This is a genomic window from Streptomyces sp. NPDC102402, assembly GCF_044765765.1.
Taxonomy (GTDB): domain Bacteria; phylum Actinomycetota; class Actinomycetes; order Streptomycetales; family Streptomycetaceae; genus Streptomyces.
Genome location: NZ_JBIWKR010000007.1, coordinates 200,810 through 225,617 on the forward strand (window position 1 = coordinate 200,810; position 24,808 = coordinate 225,617).

The window sequence follows — 24,808 nt, forward strand, 5'->3', positions numbered from 1 at the left end:
TCCGCCAGGGCGACCTCAGCTCCCGGGCCGGTCCGCCAGGGCGACCGGCGGCGCGTCGTCCATCTCGAACGCCAGGGGGAAGGGGGCGTGCCCCGCGAGCCGGAACAGCCGCACCGTCCGGTGCCGGCGAAGCGCGCGGGCGGCGCGCACCGCGTCGTTGTGGAAGCGGCGGGCCATCGGCACGCGGCGTACGGCGGCGGCCAGTTCCCTCGCCGCGTCCTCACCGCCCGGGTACTCCTTGACCGCCTCGACCTGTGCCGCCTCCCCGAACACGGCCCGCAGGGCGGTGCTCAGCTCGCTCTCGGCGACCTCGCGCTGCTCCTCCTCGGCCTGCCGCGCCGCGTGCGCCGCCTCGTAGAGCACGATCGAGGCGGCTGGGTCCAGGACCCCGGAGGTCGCCAGCTCCTGGGTGACCGAGGCCCGGCGCAACAGCTGGGCGTCGAGCGCCGCGCGGGCCGCGTCGATACGGGCGTGGAGCCGGTCGAGCCGCCCGGCGGTCCAGCTGAGGTACAGGCCGATCGCGAAGAGCGCGACGACGGTCCAGATGAGGATTTCGATCACGGGCGGCAAGGCTACCGTCGGAGGGAGCGGGCCGGGCCCGCCGGTACGCCCCTTTCGAACGCACGCACCTGGCGGCTCAGTCCCTGGCCAGTCCGAAGCGGGCGCGCAGACCCGTGCGTTCGTCGGTGTCCACGGCCGCGGCGCCGTCCGTCACCGTCTCGTACACGGCCAGGATGTCCGCGCCGACCGTCGACCAGTCGAAGCGCCGCACATGCGCGCTGCCCCGTTCCCTCAGCCCCTCGCGCCGCTCCGGGTCGCCGAGGAGCCGGATCGCCGCCGAGGCCAGCGCGTCGGCGTCCTCGTTGGCGAACAGGTCGCCCGCGGCCCCCTGGTCGAGCACCTGCGCGAACGCGTCCAGGTCGCTGGCGAGGACGGGCGCTCCCGCCGACAGCGCCTCGACCAGGATGATGCCGAAGCTCTCGCCGCCGGTGTTCGGCGCGACGTACACGTCGACGCTGCGCAGGAGCCGCGCCTTGTCCTCGTCGCTGACCATGCCCAGGAACTCGACGCGCGAGCGCATCTCCTCGGGCAGCGAGGCGACGGCCTCCTCCTCGTCGCCGCGCCCCGCGACCAGCAGGCGTGTGCCGGGCCGGGCGGCGAGGATCGCGGGGAGCGCCTTCATCAGGACGGGCAGTCCCTTGCGCGGCTCGTCGATGCGCCCTATGAAACCGAGCGTGCCGCCCTGCCATTCGGCCTTCGGTTCGGCCCGCGCGAAGAAGTCGACGTCGACGCCGTTGGGGATGACCACCGCGTCCCCGCCGAGGTGCTCGACCAGGGTCCGGCGGGCGTACTCGCTCACCGCGATCCGCGCGCTGATCTTCTCCAGGGCCGGCTGGAGGATCGGGTACGCCGCGATCATCGCCCGGGAGCGGGGGTTGGACGTGTGGAAGGTGGCCACGATCGGCCCCTGCGCCGCCCAGCAGGTGAGCAGGCCCAGCGAGGGCGAGGTGGGCTCGTGGATGTGGATGACGTCGAAGGTGCCGTCGTTCAGCCAGCGCCGGACCCGCGCGGCGGACAGGAACCCGAAGTTCAGCCGGGCGACCGAGCCGTTGTACGGGACGGGCACCGCCCGGCCGGCGGACACGACGTACGGCGGGAGCGGTGTCTCGTCGTCGGCGGGGGCGAGTACGGAGACGTCGTGGCCGAGGCGGATCAGGTGCTCGGCCAGGTCACGGATGTGGAACTGCACCCCGCCCGGAACGTCCCAGGAGTACGGGCAGACGATGCCGATCTTCACGGAGCTTCCCCCTGGGGTTCCAGATCGGAGATCCAGAGCCGCTGCAGCATGTGCCAGTCCTCCGGATGCTCGGCGATCCCGGCGGCGAAGGCATCGGCCAGCGCCTGTGTCATGGAGGACGTCATCTCGGTGCGGCTGCCTGTCTCCGGTACGGCGACGGGTGGGTGGACCTGTGCCCCCATGACGGGCGTTCCGTCGTACCAGAGGGTGACGGGCAGCAGCAGGGCACCGGTCTGCTGGGCGAGCAGGGCCGGCCCGGCGGGCATCCTCGCCGTGTCGCCGAAGAAGCTCACCTCGACGCCGGAGGCCGACAGGTCGCGGTCGGCGACGAGGCAGACCAGACCGCCGGCGCGCAGCCGCCGGGCCAGGGTGCCGAACGCGGCCCCGCCGTTGTGCGGCAGGACCTCCATGCCCAGGCCCTGGCGGTAGGCCACGAAGCGGTCGTAGAGGGTCTCGGGCCTGAGCCGCTCGGCGACCGTCGTGAAGGGCACCTTCAGGTCCGTGGTGACCCACGCGCCCGCCAGGTCCCAGTTCGCCAGGTGCGGCAGCGCGAGGATGACGCCCTGGCCCGCGTCCAGGCCCTCCGTCAGCCGGTGGGCGTCACGCACGTCGATGGACGCCTTGATGCGCCGCGGGCTCCAGGTCGGCAGCCGGAAGGACTCCATCCAGTAGCGCATGTACGAGCGCATCGCGGCCTTCGACAGCTCGGCGAGCCGGGCGGCGTCGGCGTCCGGGACCACCCGGGCGAGATTCGACTCCAGGCGCAGCACGGACTTACCGCGCCGCTTCCACACCTGGTCGGCCAGGGTGCGGAAGAGTGCGGCCGCCGCCGGCTCGGGGAGTTTCTTGACCGCGCCCCAGCCGAGACCGTAGAGCCCGTCGGTGAGCCGTCCCCTCAGATCGGATGCGGTGCCGCTCACTGCCCGGCCCCGCTCCCCTGCTCCGCCGTCCCGCCCTGGGCGGTGACCGCGGCGGCGTCGGCCTCGGCCGACTCCCTGCGTACGGTCACCACTCGCTGGACCAGCGTGACCAGACTGCCCGCGGCGACGATCCAGAGCGCGATGGGCAGCAGGACCTGGATTCCCGGCACGCCGAAGCCGTGCAGCCCGGCGAGGCCCGCGGCGACCAGCGAGATCACGAGCCGCTCGGCGCGCTCCACCAGTCCGTTCACCGCGACCGGCAGCCCGATCGACTCGCCCCGTGCCTTCGTGTACGAGACCACCTGGCCGCTGGCCAGGCAGAAGATCGCCACCGCGCACAGCACGTTGTCGTCGCCGCGGCCGGCGTACCAGAGCGCGAACCCGGCGAAGATCGCCCCGTCGGCCACCCGGTCCAGGGTCGAGTCGAGGAACGCGCCCCACCGGCTGGAGATCCCGGCCTGCCGGGCCATGTTGCCGTCGACCAGGTCCGAGAAGACGAAGACCGTGATCACGATCGTGCCCCAGAAGAACTCCCCTATGGGGAAGAAGACCAGCGCACCTGCCATCACTCCGGCCGTGCCGACGAGAGTGACCGCGTCGGGGCTGACCCCGAGGCGGAGCAGCAGAGCGGCGAACGGTGTGAGGACACGCGTAAAAAATGCACGCGCGTACTTGTTCAGCATGGCCTTCCCGAGGTTCGGTGGGCGCCGCGCGGCCCTTGCGGCCACCGGCTGGCCCATCGTAGTCACCAGCCGTGCCCGGCATCGGCGGGGCACCCCGTCCCACCGGATGTCCCGGGGAAGTCGCACCTCCTCGCTCGTGACGTATGGACGGCGTCCGGCGCGAGTGGAAAGCTCGAATGACCGCGGGCGTCCTCGAAGCCGCCGCGACGGCTCCTCCTGCCCGTGCTCCACTCCCCCAGTCACTCGCGGCACCGCGCCACCGATCGGGAGGCACGCATCATGGGCGACAGGACACACGCGCACACCGGGGCCGCCGGCAGAGCGGCGGCGGCCGACCGGCCCGCCTCCGTACGGAACGTGGTGCTGGTCGGCCACAGCGGCGCGGGAAAGACCACCCTGGTCGAGGCACTAGCTCTGACGGCAGGAGCGCTGAACCGGGCCGGGCGGGTCGAGGACGGCACGACCGTCTCCGACCACGACGGGATCGAGCAGCGCCGACGGCGCTCCGTACAGCTCTCGCTCGTCCCCGTCGAATGGGACGGCTTCAGGATCAACCTGCTGGACACCCCCGGTCACGCGGACTTCGTCGGGGAGCTCAGGGCCGGTCTGCGTGCGGCGGACGCGGCCCTCTTCGTCGTCTCGGCCGCCCAGGAGCCGGATGCCGTGGAGGGGACGACGCGCGCGGTCTGGGAGGAGTGCGCGGCCGTCGGGATGCCGCGGGCCGTCGTCGTCACCCACCTGGACACCGCGCGCACGTCCTTCGAGGAGATGACGCGGCTCTGCGGCCGGATCTTCGGGAACGACGATCCCGACGCCGTGCTTCCCCTCCACCTCCCGGTGCGGGGCCCCGAGGGCCCCGACGGGCACGCCCCCCTCACCGGGCTCACCGGACTGCTCAGCGGGCGGATCTCCGACTACTCCTCGGGGGAACGGCAGGAGGCACCGCCCTCCGGCGACCGGCAGGGGCCGCTCCGGGAGGCCCGTGCCCGGCTCATCGAGGGGATCATCGCCGAGAGCGAGGACGAGTCCCTCATGGACCGCTACCTCGGCGGCGAGGAGATCGACGTCACCACGCTCGTCGGCGACCTGGAGCGCGCCGTGGCGCGCGGCTCCTTCCACCCCGTGCTCACCGCCGCCCCCGCCGCCGGGGACGCCCGGCAGGGGGTCGGCACCGTGGAGCTCCTCGACCTGATCACCCGTGGCCTCCCCTCCCCCGAGGAACACACGCCTCCCGCCGTCACCACCCCGGACGGCGCCCGGCGCCCCGCTCCGGTCTGCGATCCGGCCGCGCCCCTGGTCGCCGAGATCGCCAAGACCTCGTCCGACCCCTATGTCGGACGGATCTCCCTCGTCCGCGTCTTCTCCGGCACCCTGCGCCCCGCCGACACCGTGCACGTGTGCGGCCACGGCCTCACCGGCGACGGTGAGGCGGCCGGCGCCCGCCACGAGGCCGATGTGCGCGTCGGGGCCCTCTCCGCACCCTTCGGCAAGCAGCAGCGGCCCCTGGACCACTGCGTCGCGGGAGACCTGGCCTGCGTCTCCGGACTGGGCGGGGCGGAGACCGGCGACACGCTCTCGGGCAACGGCGACCCCCTTCTGATGGAGCCGTGGACCCTGCCCGATCCGCTGCTCCCGCTGGCGGTCCGCGCCCACGGCAAGGCGGACGAGGACAAGCTCTCGCAGGGCCTGGCGCGCCTGGTCGCCGAGGACCCGACGATGCGCCTGGAGCAGAACCAGGACACCCGCCAGGTCGTCCTGTGGTGCATGGGCGAGGCGCACACCGAGGTCGCCCTGGAACACCTGCGCGACAGGTACGGCGTCCAGGTCGACGTCGAGCCCCACCGCGTCCCGTTGCGCGAGACGTTCGCCGCCCGGGCCGTGGGACGCGGCCGGCACGTCAAGCAGTCCGGCGGCCACGGCCAGTACGCCGTCTGCGAGATCCAGGTGGAGCCGCTGCCGGCCGGGGCGGGGATCGAGTTCGTCGACAAGGTGGTCGGCGGCTCGGTGCCCCGGCAGTTCATCGCGTCCGTGGAGAAGGGCGTACGCGCCCAGGCGGCCCGCGGAGTCGCGTCCGGGAACCCGCTCGTCGACGTCCGCGTGACCCTGCTCGACGGGAAGTCGCACTCGGTGGACTCCTCCGACGCCGCCTTCCAGACAGCGGGTGCGCTGGCCCTGCGCGAGGCCGCGGCGGACACCCGTATCCAGCTCCTCGAACCCGTCGCGCGGATCGGCGTGCTGGCCCCGGACGACTACGTGGGAGCGGTGATGAGCGATCTCGCGGGGCGGCGGGGGCGGGTCGTCGGTACCGAACAGTCGACCGGGGGGCGCACGCTCGTACGCGCCGAGGTGCCGGAGACCGAGATCGGCGGGTACGTCGTCGACCTCCGCTCCCTGACGCACGGCACCGGACGCTTCGACCGGGCGTACGCCCGGCACGAGCCGATGCCTCCTCAGCTCGCCGACCGCATCCGCGAATCACAGGAAAACAGCGCAAAGGTGCGCTAGCTGACCGGATATGGTGCCTCGCGCCCGCCCCCGGCCCGATCGGCGGGCGGGCGCCGGTCCCGGACGATACGCTGTGGGCCCAGCTCAGAAGGTGTGCGACGTACGGTAGTTGGGAACAGCCGCAGGAGCAGGCCGTGCGGGCGAGTGGGGGCGACAGTGGCCAACGACGGATTCGATTTCTCTCCGGGAGCGCAGATCCCGCTCCAGGGCGCGGGAGGACAGGCGGTGGCGACCAACGCCCTCGCCTCCGCCGCGTACCGCGACAGCGACGTGACCGAGATCCTCAAGGCCAACAGCGAGTGGCACAAGTCCGAGGTGAAACCGGGCGAGTCGAAGCTGTTCAAGTCCGACTACTTCAAGCCGAACCTGGGCGAGGCGTTCTCCAGGGCCGTCCAGGAACGCATGCTCGGCGGCGGGCGGGCCGCACTCATCCAGTCCTTCGGCACCGACCCGCAGACCGTCGTCGAGCACTGCCTGTCCGCCAGCGGTCTTCGCAGGGCCCGTGACAGGAAGCTCACCCTGGTCACCGTCGTCCTGGGCGTCCTCTTCCTGCCCGGCCTGCTGTTCTGGGTCCTCGCCTTCCGGATGCGCGACTCCCTCAACAAGTCCACGGACAAGTTCTTCCAGGCCCTCGGCGGCCTGCTGCTCGTCGTGCTCGGCGGGCTCGCCGCGGTCTTCCTGATCGCCATGCCGCTGACCGGGCTCCCCGCCCTCTATCTGCGTGCCTGCGCGATCGCCCCCGTGATCGGCTGGCTGCTCGCCAAGCGGATCGCGGAGACGTCCGTGCGTGATCTGCGGGCTCGCTGGGAGGGACTCCTGTCCGGCGCCGGCGTCATCGCGAAGATCCCCGAGGCCGCGCCCAAGAGCCCCAACGAGACCGCACGCGAGGCGCTGCGCCAGAATCTGGAGAAGCTCGCCGCCGAGCAGCAGTCCAACGCCGTCTTCTACGCCGGCCCCAAGGGGATCCTGGGGATGGGCACCCGGTGGGGCGGCTGGCATCTCGCCGAGGAGCTCGCCCCCGCGGACCCCGCCAAGGAGATCCACCAGTTCCGCAGCTGGGACGTCGTGCGCGCCATCCATGACCAGCTGAAGCTGCTGGAACGCGGCCCGCTGAACACCGGCGGCTTCCCCACGCCGTCCGTCACGCACTGGATCGTCTCCCCCATCGGGGAGAACGCGGACTCCGTCTCCCGCCCCGCGGGCGAGGACGTCGCCACCTTCCAGGTCAAGCCCCACGAGATACAGCGCATCTGCAACCACCAGCAGTTCGGCAGCGGCGACCGGCACTACCTGGGTGTCCAGTTCACCCTCTGGGGCGGCCAGCTGGTGATCACCATGCTGATCACCGTCACCGTGCTCCACGAGACCCTGCGGATCGAGGTCGCCGGGCACGCGCTGGGCCCCGTCCACGGGCTCTTCCTCACCAAGCCGGAGGCGCCGACCAAGACGGTCAAGAAGGCGGTCAGGTTCTGGGAGACCCGGAAGGTCGCGCTCCCCCTCATCAAGGCGAGCGAGGTCGTCCGGCTCGCCCTCAGGGCCCCTCTGACCTGGTATCCCCCGCTGCTCGACTACCTGGGCGGCAAGATCGTCCTGCCCGAGCCGTTCGGCCTGCGCCACGCCTGGGCGGCCAAACCGTGGGGGCACCGCTTCATGGCCGACGACGCCATGCGGGCGGCCACCCCGGTACTGCGCGTGGTGCACTCCGCCGCCAAGCGGGTCCTGACGGAGCACGGCGTCGACACCGAGCGCTTCGACACCCGCTCCTCGATCCTCAGCGGCATGGTCCAGGACGCCGCCCCGAGAAGGGCCGACGTCTACGACGCCTGACCTCGCCCGGGGCGGAGAGACCGCTCAGACGGACGGCAGCTCGGCCGGCCACACGCCGGCCAGCATCGTCCGGGTGTCGCCCAGCAACTGCGGGAGCACCTTCGTGTGCCCGACGACCGGCATGAAGTTGGTGTCCCCGCCCCAGCGCGGCACCACGTGCTGGTGGAGGTGGGCGGCGATACCGGCGCCCGCCTCCGCCCCCTGGTTCATCCCGATGTTGAAGCCGTGCGCCCCGGAGGCGGCGCGCAGCGCGACCATGGCCCGCTTGGTGAAGTCGGCCAGCTCAGCGGTCTCGGGGCCGTCCAGCTCCGTGTAGTCGGCCACGTGCCGGTACGGGACCACCATCAGGTGGCCGCCGTTGTACGGGTAGAGGTTGAGCACGGCGTAGACCTGCTCGCCCCTGGCGACGATGAGCCCGTCCTCGTCCGACTTCGACGGGATCTCGCAGAACGGACAGCCGTCGCCGGCTCCCGGGCCGCTCGGCTTGCTCTCACCCTGGATGTAGGCCATCCGGTGGGGCGTCCACAGGCGCTGGAACGCGTCGGGCGTCCCCACTCCGATCTGCTGTTCCGGCTCACTCGTCATGCCGGTCAGCATATTGCTTCGCTCCCGCCGCGCGTGTCGCCGGGGCCGACCCCGTCCGCGCACCGCGATGCTGGCGCCATGAGCGACCGCCCCGCATCCCCCGCCCCCGGCCGGCTCGAGGAATGGGAGCAGCGCACCGAGGTGCCGCTCTTCGTCGCGGGGCTGGTCTTCCTCGCCGGTTACGCGGCGCGGGTCCTCTTCCCGGTCGGCTACCAGCCCTGGCGCGACATCGCCCTCGCCCTCGTCGCGGCCACCTGGCTGCTGTTCGCCGTGGACTACGGCGTACGCCTCCGGCTCAGTGGCCTGGGCGTGCGGTTCGTCCACAGCCGCTGGCTGGACACGGCGGTCCTCCTCCTGCCGCTGCTGCGCCCGCTGCGGATGGTCAAGGTCTACACGGCGGTCCAGAAGCGCACCGACAGGCCGCGGCTGAGCCTGTACGCACGGGTGATGGCGTACGCGAGCCTGACCGCCGGGCTGCTGGGCTTCTCCTGCGCCCTCGCGGTGTACTACCAGGAGAGGGGGGCTCAGGGCGCCTCGATCCGTACGTTCGGTGACGCGGTGTGGTGGGCGTGCGCGACGCTCACGACCGTGGGGTACGGCGACGCCGTGCCGGTGACGCCGGTCGGCCGGGTGATCGCGGCCTTCCTGATGGCCTGCGGGCTGGCGCTGCTGGGAGCGGTGACGGGGTCGTTCTCCTCATGGCTGGTGGAGGTGTTCCAGCGGGAGGACGAGAAGAAGCCCCCGGCGGGCACATAGCGCTCCGGGGGCCTCCTCGCGTACGGATCAGACCTGTACGCGACGCTCCACCACGTCGACGAGCTTGGCGATCGCCTCGTCGCGGGGGATGCCGTTCTCCTGCGAACCGTCGCGGTGGCGGAAGGACACCGTCCCCGCGTTCATGTCGTCGTCACCGACGATGATCATGAAGGGGACCTTGGCCTTCTGGTGGTTCCTGATCTTCTTCTGCATCCGGTCGGAGGAGGCGTCCACCTCGACCCGCAGCCCCTTCCTGCGCGCCTCGGCGGCGAACTCCTGGAGGTACGGGATGTGGGTGTCGCCGATCGGGATGCCGACCGCCTGGACCGGGGCGAGCCAGACGGGGAAGGCGCCCGCGTAGTGCTCCAGCAGTACGGCGAAGAAGCGCTCGATGGAACCGAACAGCGCGCGGTGGATCATGACCGGGCGCTGCTTGGTGCCGTCCGGGCCGGTGTACTCCAGGTCGAAGCGCTCCGGCAGGTTGAAGTCGAGCTGCACGGTCGACATCTGCCAGGTGCGGCCGATGGCGTCCTTGCACTGCACCGAGATCTTCGGGCCGTAGAACGCGGCGCCGCCCGGGTCCGGGACCAGGGGCAGGCCCTGCTTCTCGGCGACCTGGCGCAGCGTCTCGGTGGCCTCTTCCCAGGTCTCGTCCGACCCGACGTACTTCTCCGGGTCCTTGGTGGAGAGCTCCAGGTAGAAGTCGGTCAGCCCGTAGTCGCGCAGGAGGTTCAGGACGAAGGTGAGCGTCCGGTCGAGCTCCTCCGCCATCTGCTCCTTGGTGCAGTAGATGTGCGCGTCGTCCTGGGTGAAGCCGCGCGAGCGGGTCAGGCCGTGGACGACACCCGACTTCTCGTACCGGTAGACCGTGCCGAACTCGAAGAGGCGCAGCGGCAGTTCGCGGTAGGAGCGGCCGCGCGCGTCGAAGATCAGGTTGTGCATCGGGCAGTTCATCGGCTTGAGGTAGTAGTCCACCCCGTCGTCGAGCTGCATGGGCGGGTACATGCCGTCGGCGTACCAGTCCAGGTGGCCGGACTTCTCGAAGAGCTTGCCCTTGGTGGCGTGGGGGCTGTAGACGAACTCGTAGCCCTCCTCCTCGTGGCGGCGCCGCGAGTAGTCCTCCATGGCCCGGCGGACGACGCCGCCCTTGGGGTGGAAGACCGCGAGGCCGGGGCCGATCTCGTCGGGGAAGGAGAAGAGGTCCAGCTCGTTGCCGAGGCGGCGGTGGTCGCGCTTGGCGGCCTCCTCCAGGAACTCCAGGTGCGCCTTGAGCTCGTCCTTGGTGGGCCACGCGGTCCCGTAGATGCGCTGGAGCATCGGGTTCTTCTCGCTGCCGCGCCAGTACGCCGCCGCGTTCCGCATCAGCTTGAACGCGGGGATGAAGCGGGTGGTGGGCAGGTGCGGGCCCCGGCAGAGGTCCTTCCAGCACAGGTCGCCGGTCTTGGCGTCGAGGTTGTCGTAGATGGTCAGCTCGCCGCCGCCCACCTCGACGTCCGCGCCGTCGTCGGTGGAAGCGGAGCCCTTGATGCCGATGAGCTCCAGCTTGTACGGCTCGTCGGCGAGCTCCTCGCGGGCGGCCTCGTCGGTGACGACCCGGCGGGAGAACCTCTGGCCCCGCTTCTGGATCTCCTGCATCTTCTTCTCGATGGCCTTGAGGTCCTCGGGGGTGAACGGCTTCTCGACGTCGAAGTCGTAGTAGAAGCCGTCCTTGACCGGCGGGCCGATGCCCAGCTTGGCCTCGGGGTGGAGCTCCTGCACGGCCTGCGCCATCACGTGCGCGGTGGAGTGCCGCAGGATGTTCAGGCCGTCCTCGGAGGAGATCTCGACGGGCTCGACGACGTCGCCGTCCCCGAGCTCGTACGCGAGGTCCTTCAGCTCCCCGGCGATCCGCGCGGCGACGACGGTGCGCTGCCCGGGGAAGAGCTCGGCGGCCGTCGTGCCCGTCGTCACCACGTGCTCTTCCCGCTCGGAATCGCGTTGGATGATCACACGGACGTCTGACACCGGTCTCTCCTGACTGAGGGGGTGCGTCGCATTCCTCCTGCGCGCGCAAGAGGAATCGTACCGAGCCGGGGGGCCTCGACGCGAAAGGGATACCGGGCGGCCTACTCCTCGTCCCCCGCGCACGCCTCCTCGAAGAAGTCGACGTTCTCCTGGAGCGACTTCATCAGCCGGTCCCGCTCCGCCTCGTCGACCTGGACGGGCGCGACCTGCGAGGCGCCGGTGAGCCTCCGGAAACCTCCCCGGTTCTCCAGTCTGCCCTCCACCCGCAGGGGAAGTCCGACCAGGTGGGCGTGGCCGGCGATCCGGTAGGCCTCCTCGTCGAGCTCGATCCGTACGTGCGCGATCTCCGCCCCCGCCAGCACCCTCAGCCGGACGACGCCGGAGCCGCGCGGCCCGGAGCGGCGCAGCCGTACGACGGCTCCGGTGATCCGTACGGCGACGGCGGGTTCGTCCTGCAGGTAGCGCGCTCCCGCCAGGCGGAGGGCGGGCAGGTCCCCGGGTGAGAACTCGACGGGTTCGGGACCGTCCGGGCACCCTTCGGGGGTCCCCGCGGCGGGGGCCCAGGCCAGGGTGATCCTGGTGCTCTCGGCCCCGCGGACGAGGGCGACGACGGCCTCGGTCAGTTCCCGGCTCACGCCGGCGGCGACCGCGGCGTCGAACGCCTCCATCCCCCCGGTGGCGCGCTGGTAGTCGACGGCCTCCCGGGCGGCGTGGAGCGCCGCGTAGAGCTGGACGGCGACGGCACGTCCCGAGGTGACGGGGACGAACGCGGTGAGGGCACGGCCGTCGGCCACCGGTCCGACGAGGGTGCCGTCCAGGACACTCCGGGCCTTCCTGCGGTGGCGTGCGCCGTGGTACCCGGCCCGGCCGCGTACGGCGAGGGCTCCGGCGAGGAGGATCTGCCGGGCGGCCGCGCGCAGCTGGTCCGTTCCCGTCCAGTCGGCGGCTCCCGCGGCCGCTTCGGGGACGTCACGCCACCAGCGGACCTCGTCGCTGGGCACGGTGAGGGCGACGAGGATGTCGCGGGCCGAGGGGGCGGCGCTGCGGGTGAGCGCGGTGAGGGCCTCGGCGAGCAGGTCCTCGCTGTCGGGGAAGGCGGTGGTGTCGGGGACGAGCAGGCTGGTGCCGGTGGTGGCGGGGCCGGGCGGGACCCAGCGGCTGTAGTGCCCCCGCACGCCTCCGCTCCGGAGCCAGCCGTGCCGCCGGAGCAGCGTTGCGAGGACCGCGGGGTCGACCCGTGCGGGGTCGGGCGTCCGGCCGGGATCCGGGCCGTCGGTGTACGGGTGTGCGCGGCTGCCCGCCGGGACCGTTCCTCCGGTGGGTTCGTCCGTCGACCGGTGCATCAGGGTCTCCCTCCCGCCCCGACCCGGGCCATGATGTCGCAGAGCGCGCGGTCGTCGAAGATCCGCGAGGTCGGGATGCGTACGGTGGTCCGGTTCCGGCCCGTCACGGGGTGGCCGGCCAGGTTCGTCCAGTAGCAGCAGTGCCGCAGGTCCAGGCTGTCGTGTCCGGCCCGCAGCCAGTCGTCCTGGCTGCGGGGCACGAGCATCACGACCAGGATCTTGTGCACCGACACGGGAGTGCGCGCGAGCTTCACCAGGTGGGCGTTGTCGAGGGTGAAGGAGAACGCGGCGCCGGGCGGGTGCGCGGGGATCTGGTAGGTGCACTTGAGCTGCACCTTGATGGTCACCTCGTCGTCGACGGTGTGGTCCGGGGCGCCGTGGCTGACGTGCCAGTCGATGCCGTTGTCGGGAAAGGGCTGCGAGAGTGAGCAGCCCGCCGCGGCCGCGACCGCGTGGAGGTAGCCCACCTGGAGGGTCTCCATGCAGGCGGTGGTGGCGAGTGTGCCGCGCAGCGGTGGCGTGCTCCGCTGCTGCGGTGGCTTTCCCCCGTGGTCCTCGGTGCGGGCGGGACTCCCTGGGTTCGGCTGCGCGAGCGCCATGGCTCCGTGCCTTCCGGGCTGTGCCGACCGGTTGCCCGGTCTCCGCTGGCGGGCTGGTCAACTTCCTTGCCCGTCCCTTCTGTTGTCACCGCAGGAGGCGGGCCGTAAACGGCGTATCAGGCATAGGGCGCGGGTATCACCGAACCGGGCAGAGGAATCCCGCCATCTGCCGAGCAGGCGCGAGGAGTTCGGGGATGACGCACTGGTTCGAGGGGCCGCTGGCGGCTTTTGACACCGAGACGACAGGCGTGGACGTCGAGGAGGACCGGATCGTTTCGGCCGCCCTCGTCGTCCAGGACGCGGCGGGCGGGCGGCTCCGCGTCACCCGCTGGCTGGTCAATCCGGGGATTCCGGTGCCGCCCGGCGCCACCGAGATCCACGGTCTGACCGATGACCACCTGCAGCGCAACGGCCGGTGGCCCGCACCGGTCGTCGAGGAGATAGCCAGGGCGCTGGCGGAGCAGTGCGCGACGGGACGGCCGCTGGTCGTGATGAACGCGCCGTTCGATCTGACCCTGCTGGACCGGGAACTGAGGCGGCACCGGGCGTCGTCACTGGCCGGCTATCTGCGGAACAAACCGCTCTGCGTGCTGGATCCGCGGGTCCTGGACAAGCATCTGGACCGCTATCGCAAGGGCCGCCGTACGCTGACGGACCTCTGCGAGCTGTACGGGGTGACGCTGGACGGGGCGCACGACGCGGCGGCCGACGCGGCGGCGTCGCTCGAGCTGGTGCGGGCCGTGGGCCGGCGGTTCTCCGCCCGGCTGGAGCGGCTGTCCCCGGCGGAGGTGCACTCGCTGCAGGCGGTGTGGCACGCGGCTCAGGCACGTGGGCTGCAGGCGTGGTTCGAGAAGAGCGGTGCGCCGGAGGCGGTGGATCCGGCGTGGCCGCTGCGTCCGGAGCTTCCCGCGGCGGCCTGATCCCGACCGGGTACGCGAAAGCCGGTCCGTCGGTGGTGCTGACGGACCGGCTCTTCCCGGGTGGGCGATACTGGGTTCGAACCAGTGACCTCTTCGGTGTGAACGAAGCGCTCTCCCACTGAGCTAATCGCCCGGGAACGGGTTGAACCATACAGGGCGTGGCGCCCCGGGTTCAAACTCCTACTCAGTCGCGGAACTGAGTACGCGCGCGCATGCCCTCGGGTGTGGCGGCCGCCACACTCCCGTACATGAGACATGTGCCGCCGCCTGCCGAGGAACTGGCCCTCCTCGATCAAGAACTGACCCGGCTGGACGCCCGCCGGCTTCAGTTGCTCAACCGTCGCTCGTGGCTGCTGAGCGTGCTGCACGCACCGGCGGCTCCCCAGCCGTTTCCCGTACCCGCCCCTCCCCAGCCGTTTCCGGGGCCGGCCCCCCGTCCGTCGGCCCCCGCCCACGGCACGCAGAACGTTCTGCTGGTCCTGGGTGGTCTGCTGCTGACGGTCGCGGCGGTGGCGTTCACCCTGTTCAGCTGGGGTGAGATGGGCATCGCCGGCCGTTCCGCGGTGCTGGCGGTGGTGACGGCCGGGGCGCTGGTGGCACCTGCCCTGCTGCTGGGCCGCTCGCTGCCCTCGACGGCGGAGGCGGTGGCCGTTCTGGCCCTTGTGCTGACGGTGCTGGACGCGATCGCGCTGCACGCGGTGGCGGCACCGGACACGGACGGCCTCGTCTTCTCGGCGGTCGCCTCGGCCGTGCTGATGGCGGTGTGGACCCTGTACGGGCTGCTGCTCGGCCGGCTCCGGACGCCGTTGCCCATGGCGGTGGTGGCGGGACAGCTCCCGCTGGTGTTCACCGCGTGGGCGGCCGGTGCGTCGGCGACGGGATTCGGCTGGGCACTCCTGGTGACGGCGGCGGCGGACGTCGCGGTGGCGCTCCGGGGCCGGGGGCCCGGGGTGCGGGTCACGGCTTGCGTCGGGGCGCTGCTGACGCTGCTGATCTCGCTGGGTCTGGCTCTGGGGCTGTCCGTGTCGGCGGACGGCGTGCTCGCCGCCGTGGGGCCGGGCGTGCTGCTGCTGGCGGGAGCTGCGGTGGCGGTGTCCGGCGGATGGCGCGCGCCGAAGCACCTCGCCGTTCTCGGCGGCGCTCTGGCGGGCCTCGCGGGGGTCGCCGGCGTGGGTGGTGTGCCGGGTGCGGCGCTGCCGTGGCACTGGGCGGTCGTGGTGTACCTGCTCTGCGGTGCGGCCCTGTCGGTGGCCCTGCGGCCCGGCGTTCCGCGGCCGGTCGTGTGGGGTGTCCTGGCGGCGTCGGCTTCGGTGGTGGCGGCCTCCGTGCTCTGGGCCGCGCCTGTCGTGGCCGCGGTGCTGCTGGGGCCGGCCTCCCTGACGGCGGAGGTGTGGTCGGGGACGCCGGACGGTTTCCGAGCAGCGCTGGGGTACTCGGTGCCGTGGCCCGGGTCGGTCTCCTCCCCGGTGGTGCTCGCGGTGGCGGCCGGTCTGTCGGCCGCGCTGCACGTCAGGTGGCCGCGGGTGCTTCCGGAGAAGGGGTGGCGCGCCGCCTCGGCGGCCGCCGGGGCCGTCCTCGGCTGGGGCGCGGCGGCGGCGCTGCTCGCGGTGGCGGATGTGCCGTACGCGGTGGCGGTCGTCGTGGAACTGCTGCTGGTCGGGGTGCTGCTGGCGTTCGCCGTGCGGCGCGCGGCCGATGCGGTCGCCGTGGCCTGCCTGGTGTGCGCGCTGGTCGGTGCTGTGAGCGTGGGACTGCTCGGGCTGGCCGCCGAGCCCGCGACGTACGCGGTGTCCGCGGCGCTGGTGGTCCTGCTCGCCGGCTCGGCGGCCCGGTCCGGCGAGCCGGCGGTGCGGTCGGTGCTCGCCTGCGCCTCGGTGCTGTGCGCGATCACGCTCCCCTGCGCCGTGGGGGCCTCGCTGGGGTGGAGCGCCCCGCACACGGCTCCGCTGGTGCTGGTGGTGACGGCGGTGACGGTGCTGCTCGGGGCGCGGTTGCGGGTGCCCGTGACGGCGGTACCGGTCGAACTCGCGGGGGCGTTCGCCGCCGTGGTCGCCGTGTGCCTCGCGCTGACGGACGCTCCGTGCCTGTCGCTGGTACTGGGGCTGTGCGGAGTGCTGGCCGCCGCGACGGCCCTGCGGCCGGAGCGCCGGCGGACGGCGGGGTACCCGGCGGCGGGACTGTTCGTGGCGGCGGCGTGGGTGCGGCTGGCGGCCTCGGGTGTGACGGACCCCGAGGCGTACACGCTGCCCGTGTCGCTGGCCGCGTTCGCGGTGGGGTACCTGCGTCGCCGCAGGGATCCGGCCGCCTCCTCGTGGGTGGCGTACGGCCCCGCCCTGTCGATGACGATGGTGCCGAGCCTCGTGGTGGCGTGGGGCGATCCGCACTGGCTGCGGCCCCTGCTGCTGGGGATCGCGGCGCTGGTGGTCACGCTGGCGGGTGCCCGCCTGCGGCTGCGGGCCCCGCTGGTGCTGGGCGGTTCGGTCCTGGCGCTGGACGGGCTGCACGAGCTCGCCCCGCACGTGGTGCAGGTCTTCGACGCACTCCCCCGCTGGGCGCCCCCGGCGCTCGCCGGGCTGCTGCTGCTCGCGGTCGGTGCGACGTACGAACAGCGGCTGCGCGACGCGCGCCGGGTGCGGGAGAGTTTCGGCCGGATGCGGTGACGCCTCGGTGCCGGCCTCGGGCCGGCACCGAGGGCATGGTGTCAGGCCGGCATCCGGTCACCGATGAGCGCGAGGTTCTCGATGGCGGCGAGACCGTAGAGGGCGGTGTCGTTGGTGTAGACCCAGTTCGCCTCGGTGCCGGGCACGGTGGCGACCGGGCCGGTCACCTTCTCGGTCTTCCACGGAGCGGACTCCTTGTACCCGTCGCTGTTGTAGAACTTCTCCCAGGCGCGGGCGGCGAGCTTCTCGTCGCCCGTCCGGACGGCGGCGTAGGCGTCGAGCCGTGAGTGGCCCTGGAACAGGATGAGGCTGCCGAAGTTCGACCCGTACCGCTCCGCCTGCTCGGCCTTGGTGGCGTTGAAGTAGCGGCAGTAGTCGAGGTAGGCCTCCTCGAACCCGGGCACGTCGGCGCCCACGAGGTCGATGAGTTCGGCGCACAGCTCGCCCAGGCCGAAGACCGCCGAGAGGTGCGAGACGCTGACGACGGGCTCGTCGGCGACGGCGAACTTCCCGGTGTCCAGGTCGTACAGGCCGCTGCCCTGGACGAAGCCGTTGGGCTGGGCGGCGATCGTCTCCATCGTGCCGAGGACGCGGGCCTTCGCCTTCGCGGCCTGCGGGCCGCCGCGCTCCCATTCGGTGAGCCAGGCGGAGACCAGTCCGCTCCAGTCGGTGCCGAAGCCGACGGAGAGCGCGTGCCGGTCGGGGGTGTACGGCTCGGTGCGTATCTTGCGGAGGGGGTCGAGGGCGAGGAACGTCTCGTCGGAGTCCACGTTGGCGCGCATCAGGTCGCCGACGCGTTCGTCGGCGGTGAGGAAGTAGTAGAACCGCCGGTAGGTGGTGTTGGCTATGCGCTGCTGCTTGGCGCTGTCGGCGTAGTGCTGGATGCCGTGGCGGGTGCCGAGGCCGGCCCACTCGCCGAGGTGGTAGACGTCTACCTCGCCGGTGTGGCGGGTCATGGCCTCCGCGAAGCGGAAGATGTCGGCGCGGCCGGACCGCAGGTAGGCGTACCAGAGCCAGAGGTCGGGCGAGAGCTCGGAGTTGTCCCAGGCGTAGCCGCCCACGTCGTAACGCCACTGGTGGCGGGCGGGGTCGTACGAGTGCATGACGTCGCCGTAGTCCCAGAAGCCGTACCAGCGCCGCATGTCGACCTGGTCCTTGTAGTACGTGAAGAGGAAGTCGAGGTGGTCCTCGATCCTCGCCTTCGCCGGGGTCGAGCGGTCGACCGGGGAGAACAGGCCGCCGAAGACCTTCGCGTCCATCAGCTGGGACGGTGGCGCGACGAGCTGCGGGAGGGTGCGCACGGCCTCGGTCTGCTGGGCCAGTGCGGAGGCGCCGGGGGTGGAGTCGTGGGCCCAGAAGACGAGTTCGCTCGTGCGGGCGATGCCGTAGGGGGTGCCGAAGCCGGGCTCGTAGTCCTCGTAGGTGATGTTGAGGCCTTCGAGCTGCTCCGCGTACGTGTCCTGGCCGAGGCCGTCGTGGTAGAAGCGCAGGTCCATCGGTTCGGCCTCGGGTGACCAGAGCCAGACGGTGACCTCCGCGGCGTCGGTGTGGGCGTCGCGGATGTCGAGCTGGGCGGGGAACTTCTCCCAGAAGTCGCGCAGCCCGAAGGCGAGTCCGCCGCTGGCCCCTCCGACGTATCCGAAGCCCGAGGCGCGCCGGCCACCGCCGGCGGCGATCCACCCGTGGCCCTTCTTGGTGCGCTTGCGCAGGGAGAAGCCGTCGGCGGAGAGCTGGCTGAGGGTGTAGTCGCCCCAGGTGGGGATGAGGTGGAGGCGGCTGGTGACGCGCTGGTCCCAGGTGGCGGGGTCGGGGAGCTTCGTGCCCTCGAACTGGGCCGCCTGGACGGCGGCGCCGGGGTCGCGGCGCAGTCCGGTGATGCCCTTGACCGCCTCGCGAAGCATGCCGGTGCCCTCGCCGCCGATCCGGATGTGCCGGTCGTAGGCCTCGTCCCGCATGGGGACGGTGAAGCGGACCCCGAGGCCGCGGATGAAGTCACCGCTCGCCTTGCCGGGCTCCTGGGTGCCGTCGAAGGTGATGGTGTGCACCATCCGGAACGACTCGGCGCCGGCGTAGAAGTAGAGCCGGACGGAGAACGGCAGCCAGGAGCGCTTCCCCCGGCGGTGCTTGCCCTCGATGCGGACGACCGCGCGCACGGGCCCGCTCTGTTCCACCTCCGCGGTGGTGACGGCGCTCTCGAACCGTTCGTAGGTCTCGCGTCCCTGGTCGCCGTCCTCGAGTTCTCCCTGGCGGATCAGGACGAGCCTGCCGTCCTTGGCGATCTCGGTGGAGCCGCGGGTGAGGGAGGTGATCAGCGAGGAGCCGCTCTTCCCGATCTTCGCGGTGACGACACCGGTGGAGACGCTGATGGCCCCGCCGGAGTTCTTCACGGTGACCTTGTGTGCGGGCGCGGTGGGAGTGCCCGGGGCGAGGACGAACTTCTCGGTGCCCGCGGCTTCCGGACCGACGGCGTGCGCGGTCCACTTGGCGGATCCGTCCGGCCAGGTGGCGGTGGTCCACGACTGCACGGGGACGTCCTTGCCGTCCTCGGTGGACAGCGCGAACGTCTGGTCCTTGGCGTACTGCCCCTTCGGCCAGGGCACGCCCACGGTGGAGCCGGGGGCCGCGCCGAGACCGCCGGACTCGAGCCAGGTCAGGGAGACCGGCTCGGCGGTCCTCTCCTCCCTCTCGGCGGCCGAGGCGGGGGCGGTGCCGAGGGACCAGCCGAACTGTGCGGCCGCGCCGGCCGCTGCCGCGGCCTTCAGGAGGGTCCTGCGGGGCATCGTGGACATGGGTGTGCCTCTCTCCGTGCGGGTGATCGGAACGGTGACGAACGGGAACGGGTCAGCGGGAGAGCTCGCGCTGCCGCACGGCGGTGGCCGCGGCGGCCACGGCCCCGAGGACGGGGACGGCGAGCGGCAGCACCAGGGCGCCGGACAGCACGACGACGGCCATCCCGCAGACGAGGAGGAGGGATCCGGCGGGGTCGGTGACCGTCCTGCGGCCGGCCTCGGCCAGGAGAGCGGGCCAGCGTGCGCCGGTCTCCCAGCACGAGGCCGCGCGTACCACGGCGACCAGGAACCCGATCAGGGCGACGATCCCGACGGCGCCCACGAACGGGCCGCCGGGCAGCCCCGCCCGGACGGCCGCCAGGTCGAGCCAGAGCAGAGCCCCGGCGGCCCACACGGCCGCGCCGACGAGCCATCCGCCGCGGGCCGCCGCCACGGCGTCGGCCGCGAACTCGCGCAGGCCGCCGTGCTCACCGGCGAGGTGGCGCCGCAGGTGCCGGGTCCCCGCGGCGAAGGCCGCGGGGAACGTGAACAGCGGCAGCGCGGCGACGGCGATCCACACGCCGGTGAGCAGGCATTCGGAGAACAGGGCGAAGCGGCCCATGAGGCGCGAACGCCTTTCGGAGGTACGGATCCTGGTCGCCACGGTGCGTCAGCCCTTCAGGCCGGAGGTGGCCATGCCGTCGATCAGGTAGCGCTGGAAGGCCACGAAGAAGGCCAGCACCGGCAGCAGGGCGACCAGGGACATGGCGATCATGCCGCCGTAGTCGGCCACCGCGTCCTGGTCGATGAACATCTTCAGCCCCATGGAGACGGTGTACTTGCCCGGCTCGTTGAGGTAGAGCAGCGGGCCCATGAAGTCGTTCCAGGCGTTGATGAACGTGAAGATCGCGCTGGTGACGAGCGCCGGCCGGCAGAGCGGCATGACGATGGACCAGTACGTCCTCAGGTGACCGCAGCCGTCCAGCCTGGCCGCCTCGTCGAGCTCCTTGGGCAGGCCGCGCATGAACTGCACCATCAGGAAGACGAAGAAGGCGTCCGTCGCCAGGTACTTGCCGATCAGCAGGGGCGTGAAGGTGTTGATCAGCTCAAGCTTCTGGAACAGCACGTACTGCGGAATGATCAGTACGTGGTACGGCAGCAGCAGGGTGCCGATCATGATGGCGAACATGGCGTTGCGGCCGGCGAACCGCACCTTCGCGAAGGCGTAGGCGGTCAGCGAGCAGGACAGTACGACGCCGATCACGGAACCGACGGCTATGTACGCGGAGTTCAGGAAGAACGTCGAGATGGGGATGTCGGCGATGCCCTCGGTGAGCCGGGTGTAGTTGTCACCGATGGGGTCGGCCGGGAACAGGTCCAGGGCGCCGATGATCTCGGAGCTGGGCTTGAACGACGCCCCGATCGTCCACACCACCGGGTACAGGACCACGGCGAGGACGACGAGTGCGCCGAGGTGCCAGGCGAGCGCGCCGGGTCCCCGGCGGCGTACGGCTGCTGACAGGAGGCTCATCGGCCGCCCTCCTCGTAGTGCACCCAGCGCTTCTGGGACCAGAACAGCACGGCGGTGACCAGGCCGACCGCGAGCAGCAGCAGCCATCCCATGGCGGAGGCGAAGCCCATACGGCTGTTCACGAAGCCTTGTTCGTACAGGTAACAGGTGTAGACGAGCGTTCCGTCGGCTGGCCCGCAGCTGCCGTTGCTGACGATGTAGGCCGAGCCGAAGATCTGGAAGGAGTGGATGGTCTCCAGCAGGACGTTGAAGAACAGCACCGGCGAGATCATCGGCAGGGTGATGTGGAAGAACCTGCGCCAGGGCCCGGCTCCGTCCACCTCGGCCGCCTCGTACAGCTCACGCGGGACCTGCTTCAGGCCGGCCAGGAAGATGACCATCGGCGCGCCGAACTGCCACACGGTGAGGGCGATCAGCGCGTAGATGATCATGCTGGGGTCGCCGATCCAGCCGCCGACCTCGACACCGAACACCTTCTGCGTACGGTCCACGAGCGCGTCGTCCGAGAAGAGCGCACGCCAGACGATGGCCGCCGAGACACTCGCGCCGATCAGGGACGGGGCGTAGAAGGCCGCCCGGTAGAACGACTGTCCCCACCGCTTCTGGGCGAGCAGCATGGCGACGGCGAGAGCCGCGGCGAGCTTGATCGGGGTGCCGATCAGCACGTACCAGGAAGTGACCTTGACCGACTGGCGCCAGCGGGGGTCGGCGAACATGTCGGTGAAGTTCTGCAGGCCGATCCAGCGGGGCGCCTCGAAAAGGTTGTACTCGGTGAACGACAGGTACAGCGAGAACACCATGGGCCCGGCGATCAGGAACAGGAAGCCCGCGATCCAGGGCGACATGAACAGATAGCCGGCCAGGTTCTCCCGCCGGTCCCGCCGTTTCTCCACGGCGGGCGGCGCGTTTCCTCCGGGACCGTTCCGCTTGGAGACGGAGCGGTCGTCCCCGGGGGCGAGCACGCCCGGGGAGGTGTGGATGTGAGTCACCACGGTCCTCTCAGTTCGAGGCGAGGGCGGTCTTCGCCTCGGAGAAGAACTGCTTCACGGCGTCCTTCGGCGAGGCCTTGCCCAGGGAGAGGTCGGTACCGACGCGCAGGAAGGCCGCCTCGATGACGTCCGCACCCGCCGGGTGCGGGGTGATGGGCTCCAGGACACCCGCGTCGGCGATCGCGGTCTCGTACGCGCCGATCGCCTTGCTGGGGGCGTCGGAGGGCTCGTAGGCCTCGAACTGGGCGGTGGTGGCGGGCACTCCGCGGTCGTAGCCCATGATCCGGGCCACCTCGGGGTCGTGGGTCATGAAGCTGATGAAGGTCGCCACCTCGGCGGGGTGCTTGGTGCGGGCCGTGCCGCTCAGCATCAGCGAGCCCAGGTACTGGCCGGTCTTCTTGCCGTCGGTGCTGGGGATCGGTGCGAGGCCGTAGCTGCTCTTGCCCTCGGCGCTGTAGCGGACGGAGAAGTTGTCCCAGGTGAACTCACCGGCGGACAGGCCCTTGGCGGTCGCCGACGCGGGCTTGATCTGTTCGACCTTGCCGGGGTCGGCGTAGAGCCCGGACTTCACCCGCTCGAGCGCCTCGGTCCAGTAGGGCAGGAGCTCGGCCTCGCCGAAGCCCATGCCGTCCTCGGTGAAGAAGGCATTGCCGTTCTGGCGGAGTACCAGGTCGTAGAGGTACATCACGCCGTGCGGCCCGGCGTCACCGGCGATCTTCTGGCCGTTCTTGATCTTCTGGAGGCCGGCGTACCAGTCGTCCCAGGTCCAGCCGATCTCAGGCGTGATGCCCGCCTTCTCGTAGACCTTCTCGTCGATGACCAGGGCCATCGAGTTGCTGCCGACCGGCACGCCGAGCAGCTTGCCGTCGATCTCGGCGAACTTCTCCAGACCGGAGCGGAAGCCCCCGAGGTCGAGGTTGCCCTTGTCCGCCTGGGGCTTGAGGTCGAGGAGGACGTTCTTCGCCTCGTACTTGCGCAGGAAGGTCACGGCGTTCTGGATGACGTCCGGGGGGTTGCCTCCGGCCGCCTGGGTGTTGAACTTCTTCCAGAAGTCCGGGTACTGCTGGAAGTCCGTCTTCACCTTGATCTTCGGGTGCTTCTTCTCGAAGAGGGCGACGCAGCTCTGCACCTTCTTGGCCCGGTCGTCCGCGCCCCACCACGAGTGCCGGATGGTGACCGGACCGCCGGAACCGCTGCCGCCCGATCCGCAGCCCGCCGCGGTCAGCCCGAGACCCGCCGCCGAGAGGCCTGCCAGCTTCAGCAGCTGTCGCCTGTCCATGCCGTTGTTACGAGACATAGCTCGCCCCCACCGTTCGCATTGAATCGTTTTAGAAAGCGCTTGCTGGGTCAAAGTAAGGAGCCGCACCGGGCACGTCAACGGTTAGGGCGAAATTTCGGCGGTGTGACGACCGGCCGAACAGGCGGAGGCCTCGGGCGCACACGAAAACGCCGATGGCCCGGAAGCTTCTCAGAAGCTTCCGGGCCATCGGTCCGGGGTGGGCGATACTGGGTTCGAACCAGTGACCCCTTCGGTGTGAACGAAGTGCTCTCCCACTGAGCTAATCGCCCCGGCGCACCGCAAACATTACCCCATGTCAGCGGTGCCTTCGGACCATCACCCGGTCACTGGTCGATCTTCCACGGCATCACCATGCCGAACTTCCAGACGTAGACCCCGACCAGCACGGCGATGATCACGAGCCCCACCGCGGTGAGGATGATGTTGCGCCGCCGGACCTTGGGGTCGAGAGCGCGCTGGGCGGCCTCGGTGACCTTGCGCCGGGTCCAGCGCAGGACGAGCTGCGCCCAGACGAACTCCGTCGCCCAGATCGCCATGCCACCGAAGATCACCAGCCACCCCGGGCCGGGCAGCGGCAGCATCACGATGCCCGCCCCGACCACGGCCAGACCGACGAGGAAGATCCCGACCTGCCAGCTCAGGTGCAGCACCCTCGACCCCCGGATGAATCCCGGCGCTCGAGACCCCAGCTCACGCTCGGTCTCGGCCCCGTCCCCCGCAGCGGACCCGGACGCCGGCGCTGCGGCGACCTCTTCCCGCTCGTCACTCTCCGCGTTCATGGAGCCCAACCTACCGGAATCGCGATCGTCACCGGAATGGACGCATGACCCAAAGTTACACACCCCTGGATGAGGGACCCGAAGCATCACAAATAGGTCAGAGGGGTTTACAACGCCACCGTAGGTGGCATGTCGATTTCGCCGACGTGCGAATCCCCGAGCGCACACTGAGCGAAAGGCCCTGGCGCTTATGAACACCACGGTCAGCTGCGAGCTGCACCTGCGCCTCGTTGTGTCGAGCGAGTCCTCACTGCCTGTACCCGCGGGCCTGCGGTATGACACGGCCGACCCCTATGCCGTGCACGCCACCTTCCACACCGGAGCGGAGGAGACGGTCGAATGGGTTTTCGCCCGTGACCTCCTTGCCGAGGGGCTGCACCGGCCCACCGGCACCGGAGACGTCCGCGTCTGGCCATCTCGAAGTCACGGCCAAGGCGTCGTCTGCATCGCACTGAGCTCCCCGGAGGGAGAAGCCCTGCTGGAAGCCCCGGCAAGGGCCCTGGAGTCGTTCCTGAAGAGGACCGACGCCGCGGTCCCGCCCGGCACCGAGCATCGTCACTTCGACCTCGATACGGAGCTCTCGCACATCCTGGCCGAGAGCTGAGCCAGGCAGAGAGCTGCGGGACGCCGTCCGACTCGGGGAGACGGCGTCGCGCGGACAACCTCATAGGGCTGACACCGGCGCCGTCGCCGCGGAACCCACCGCGGCGGCGGCGCCGGGGCGCGCGTGCGGGCGGGCCCGAAGGATCACGCGTACGGGCGGGCCCGAGGGGCGCGCGTGCGGGGCCGAGGGGGCCCGCGTGACCAACCCGCACCGTGCGCCTCAGCCCTACCGCCGGGG

20 protein-coding genes and 2 tRNA genes are annotated in these 24,808 nt (G+C 71.3%); 6 read left to right on the forward strand and 16 right to left on the reverse strand.

Features of this window, described 5'->3' with window-relative positions:
• Positions 1-15: 15 nt before the first annotated feature.
• The 4 genes from ACIRJR_RS21850 to pgsA form a co-directional block, all read right to left on the reverse strand.
• Positions 16-561, reverse strand: a complete 546-nt coding sequence (locus tag ACIRJR_RS21850) for a hypothetical protein (RefSeq protein WP_403783308.1) — start codon at positions 559-561, stop codon at positions 16-18.
• 76 nt (positions 562-637) lie between these two features.
• Positions 638-1,798, reverse strand: coding sequence for a glycosyltransferase family 4 protein (locus tag ACIRJR_RS21855; protein ID WP_403783311.1), 1,161 nt, complete (start codon positions 1,796-1,798; stop codon positions 638-640).
• Positions 1,795-2,718, reverse strand: coding sequence for a phosphatidylinositol mannoside acyltransferase (locus ACIRJR_RS21860; RefSeq protein WP_403783314.1), 924 nt, complete (start codon positions 2,716-2,718; stop codon positions 1,795-1,797). Before ACIRJR_RS21860 ends, ACIRJR_RS21855 begins: the two co-directional genes overlap by 4 nt.
• Positions 2,715-3,401 (reverse strand): phosphatidylinositol phosphate synthase, encoded by a 687-nt coding sequence (pgsA, locus tag ACIRJR_RS21865; RefSeq protein ID WP_403783317.1) that lies wholly within the window; start codon positions 3,399-3,401, stop codon positions 2,715-2,717. The genes ACIRJR_RS21860 and pgsA overlap by 4 nt, the downstream gene beginning before the upstream one ends.
• Positions 3,402-3,680: 279 nt before the next feature.
• Here pgsA and ACIRJR_RS21870 point away from each other — a divergent pair, with 279 nt between their 5' ends.
• Complete coding sequence (locus ACIRJR_RS21870; RefSeq protein WP_403783320.1) at positions 3,681-5,906, forward strand: elongation factor G-like protein EF-G2; 2,226 nt, start codon at positions 3,681-3,683, stop codon at positions 5,904-5,906.
• A 156-nt stretch (positions 5,907-6,062) separates the two neighbouring features.
• Positions 6,063-7,733 (forward strand): hypothetical protein, encoded by a 1,671-nt coding sequence (locus ACIRJR_RS21875; RefSeq protein WP_403783323.1) that lies wholly within the window; start codon positions 6,063-6,065, stop codon positions 7,731-7,733.
• A gap of 24 nt (positions 7,734-7,757) precedes the next feature.
• Here ACIRJR_RS21875 and ACIRJR_RS21880 read toward each other — a convergent pair whose 3' ends face one another.
• The gene (locus ACIRJR_RS21880) at positions 7,758-8,330 is read right to left on the reverse strand and encodes an HIT family protein (RefSeq protein ID WP_403783326.1); all 573 of its coding nucleotides are present in this window, start codon (positions 8,328-8,330) and stop codon (positions 7,758-7,760) included.
• Positions 8,331-8,396: 66 nt separating this feature from the next.
• Between ACIRJR_RS21880 and ACIRJR_RS21885 the strand changes: the two genes are divergently transcribed.
• Complete coding sequence (locus ACIRJR_RS21885; protein ID WP_403783329.1) at positions 8,397-9,074, forward strand: potassium channel family protein; 678 nt, start codon at positions 8,397-8,399, stop codon at positions 9,072-9,074.
• Positions 9,075-9,101: 27 nt separating this feature from the next.
• Here ACIRJR_RS21885 and thrS read toward each other — a convergent pair whose 3' ends face one another.
• The 3 genes from thrS to ACIRJR_RS21900 all read right to left on the reverse strand — a co-directional run bounded on the left by thrS (position 9,102) and on the right by ACIRJR_RS21900 (position 13,020).
• Positions 9,102-11,078, reverse strand: coding sequence for a threonine--tRNA ligase (thrS, locus tag ACIRJR_RS21890; protein ID WP_403783332.1), 1,977 nt, complete (start codon positions 11,076-11,078; stop codon positions 9,102-9,104).
• Between the two features lie 101 nt (positions 11,079-11,179).
• Positions 11,180-12,421, reverse strand: coding sequence for a hypothetical protein (locus ACIRJR_RS21895; protein WP_403783335.1), 1,242 nt, complete (start codon positions 12,419-12,421; stop codon positions 11,180-11,182).
• On the reverse strand, positions 12,421-13,020 hold the full coding sequence (locus ACIRJR_RS21900) for a DUF4365 domain-containing protein (RefSeq protein ID WP_403783338.1): 600 nt from the start codon (positions 13,018-13,020) through the stop codon (positions 12,421-12,423). The genes ACIRJR_RS21895 and ACIRJR_RS21900 overlap by 1 nt, the downstream gene beginning before the upstream one ends.
• Before the next feature lie 194 nt (positions 13,021-13,214).
• Here ACIRJR_RS21900 and ACIRJR_RS21905 point away from each other — a divergent pair, with 194 nt between their 5' ends.
• Positions 13,215-13,940, forward strand: coding sequence for a 3'-5' exonuclease (locus ACIRJR_RS21905; protein WP_403783341.1), 726 nt, complete (start codon positions 13,215-13,217; stop codon positions 13,938-13,940).
• A gap of 61 nt (positions 13,941-14,001) precedes the next feature.
• Here the strand turns inward: ACIRJR_RS21905 and ACIRJR_RS21910 are convergent.
• Positions 14,002-14,073: transfer RNA gene (locus ACIRJR_RS21910), tRNA-Val, on the reverse strand.
• 115 nt (positions 14,074-14,188) lie between these two features.
• Here ACIRJR_RS21910 and ACIRJR_RS21915 point away from each other — a divergent pair.
• On the forward strand, positions 14,189-16,600 hold the full coding sequence (locus ACIRJR_RS21915) for an SCO7613 C-terminal domain-containing membrane protein (protein WP_403783344.1): 2,412 nt from the start codon (positions 14,189-14,191) through the stop codon (positions 16,598-16,600).
• Between the two features lie 41 nt (positions 16,601-16,641).
• Here ACIRJR_RS21915 and ACIRJR_RS21920 read toward each other — a convergent pair whose 3' ends face one another.
• The 7 genes from ACIRJR_RS21920 to ACIRJR_RS21950 form a co-directional block, all read right to left on the reverse strand.
• Positions 16,642-19,389 carry a Tat pathway signal sequence domain protein gene (locus ACIRJR_RS21920; protein WP_403783347.1) on the reverse strand — a complete coding sequence of 916 codons (2,748 nt, stop codon included), beginning with the start codon at positions 19,387-19,389 and terminating at the stop codon, positions 16,642-16,644.
• A 52-nt stretch (positions 19,390-19,441) separates the two neighbouring features.
• Entirely contained in the window at positions 19,442-19,990 is a 549-nt protein-coding gene (locus ACIRJR_RS21925) for a hypothetical protein (protein WP_403783648.1), read from the reverse strand.
• 48 nt (positions 19,991-20,038) lie between these two features.
• Positions 20,039-20,899, reverse strand: coding sequence for a carbohydrate ABC transporter permease (locus ACIRJR_RS21930; protein ID WP_403783349.1), 861 nt, complete (start codon positions 20,897-20,899; stop codon positions 20,039-20,041).
• The gene (locus tag ACIRJR_RS21935; RefSeq protein WP_403783650.1) at positions 20,896-21,888 is read right to left on the reverse strand and encodes a carbohydrate ABC transporter permease; all 993 of its coding nucleotides are present in this window, start codon (positions 21,886-21,888) and stop codon (positions 20,896-20,898) included. The genes ACIRJR_RS21930 and ACIRJR_RS21935 overlap by 4 nt, the downstream gene beginning before the upstream one ends.
• Before the next feature lie 10 nt (positions 21,889-21,898).
• A complete protein-coding gene (locus ACIRJR_RS21940; RefSeq protein WP_403783351.1) occupies positions 21,899-23,185 on the reverse strand; it encodes an ABC transporter substrate-binding protein in 1,287 nt (428 codons plus the stop codon).
• A gap of 200 nt (positions 23,186-23,385) precedes the next feature.
• Positions 23,386-23,457, reverse strand: a tRNA-Val gene (locus tag ACIRJR_RS21945).
• Between the two features lie 54 nt (positions 23,458-23,511).
• A complete protein-coding gene (locus tag ACIRJR_RS21950; RefSeq protein ID WP_403783353.1) occupies positions 23,512-23,967 on the reverse strand; it encodes a TIGR02611 family protein in 456 nt (151 codons plus the stop codon).
• Between the two features lie 190 nt (positions 23,968-24,157).
• On the opposite strand from ACIRJR_RS21950, the gene ACIRJR_RS21955 reads away from it, so the two are divergent.
• Positions 24,158-24,571 carry an SsgA family sporulation/cell division regulator gene (locus ACIRJR_RS21955; protein WP_003959770.1) on the forward strand — a complete coding sequence of 138 codons (414 nt, stop codon included), beginning with the start codon at positions 24,158-24,160 and terminating at the stop codon, positions 24,569-24,571.
• Positions 24,572-24,808: the final 237 nt, after the last annotated feature.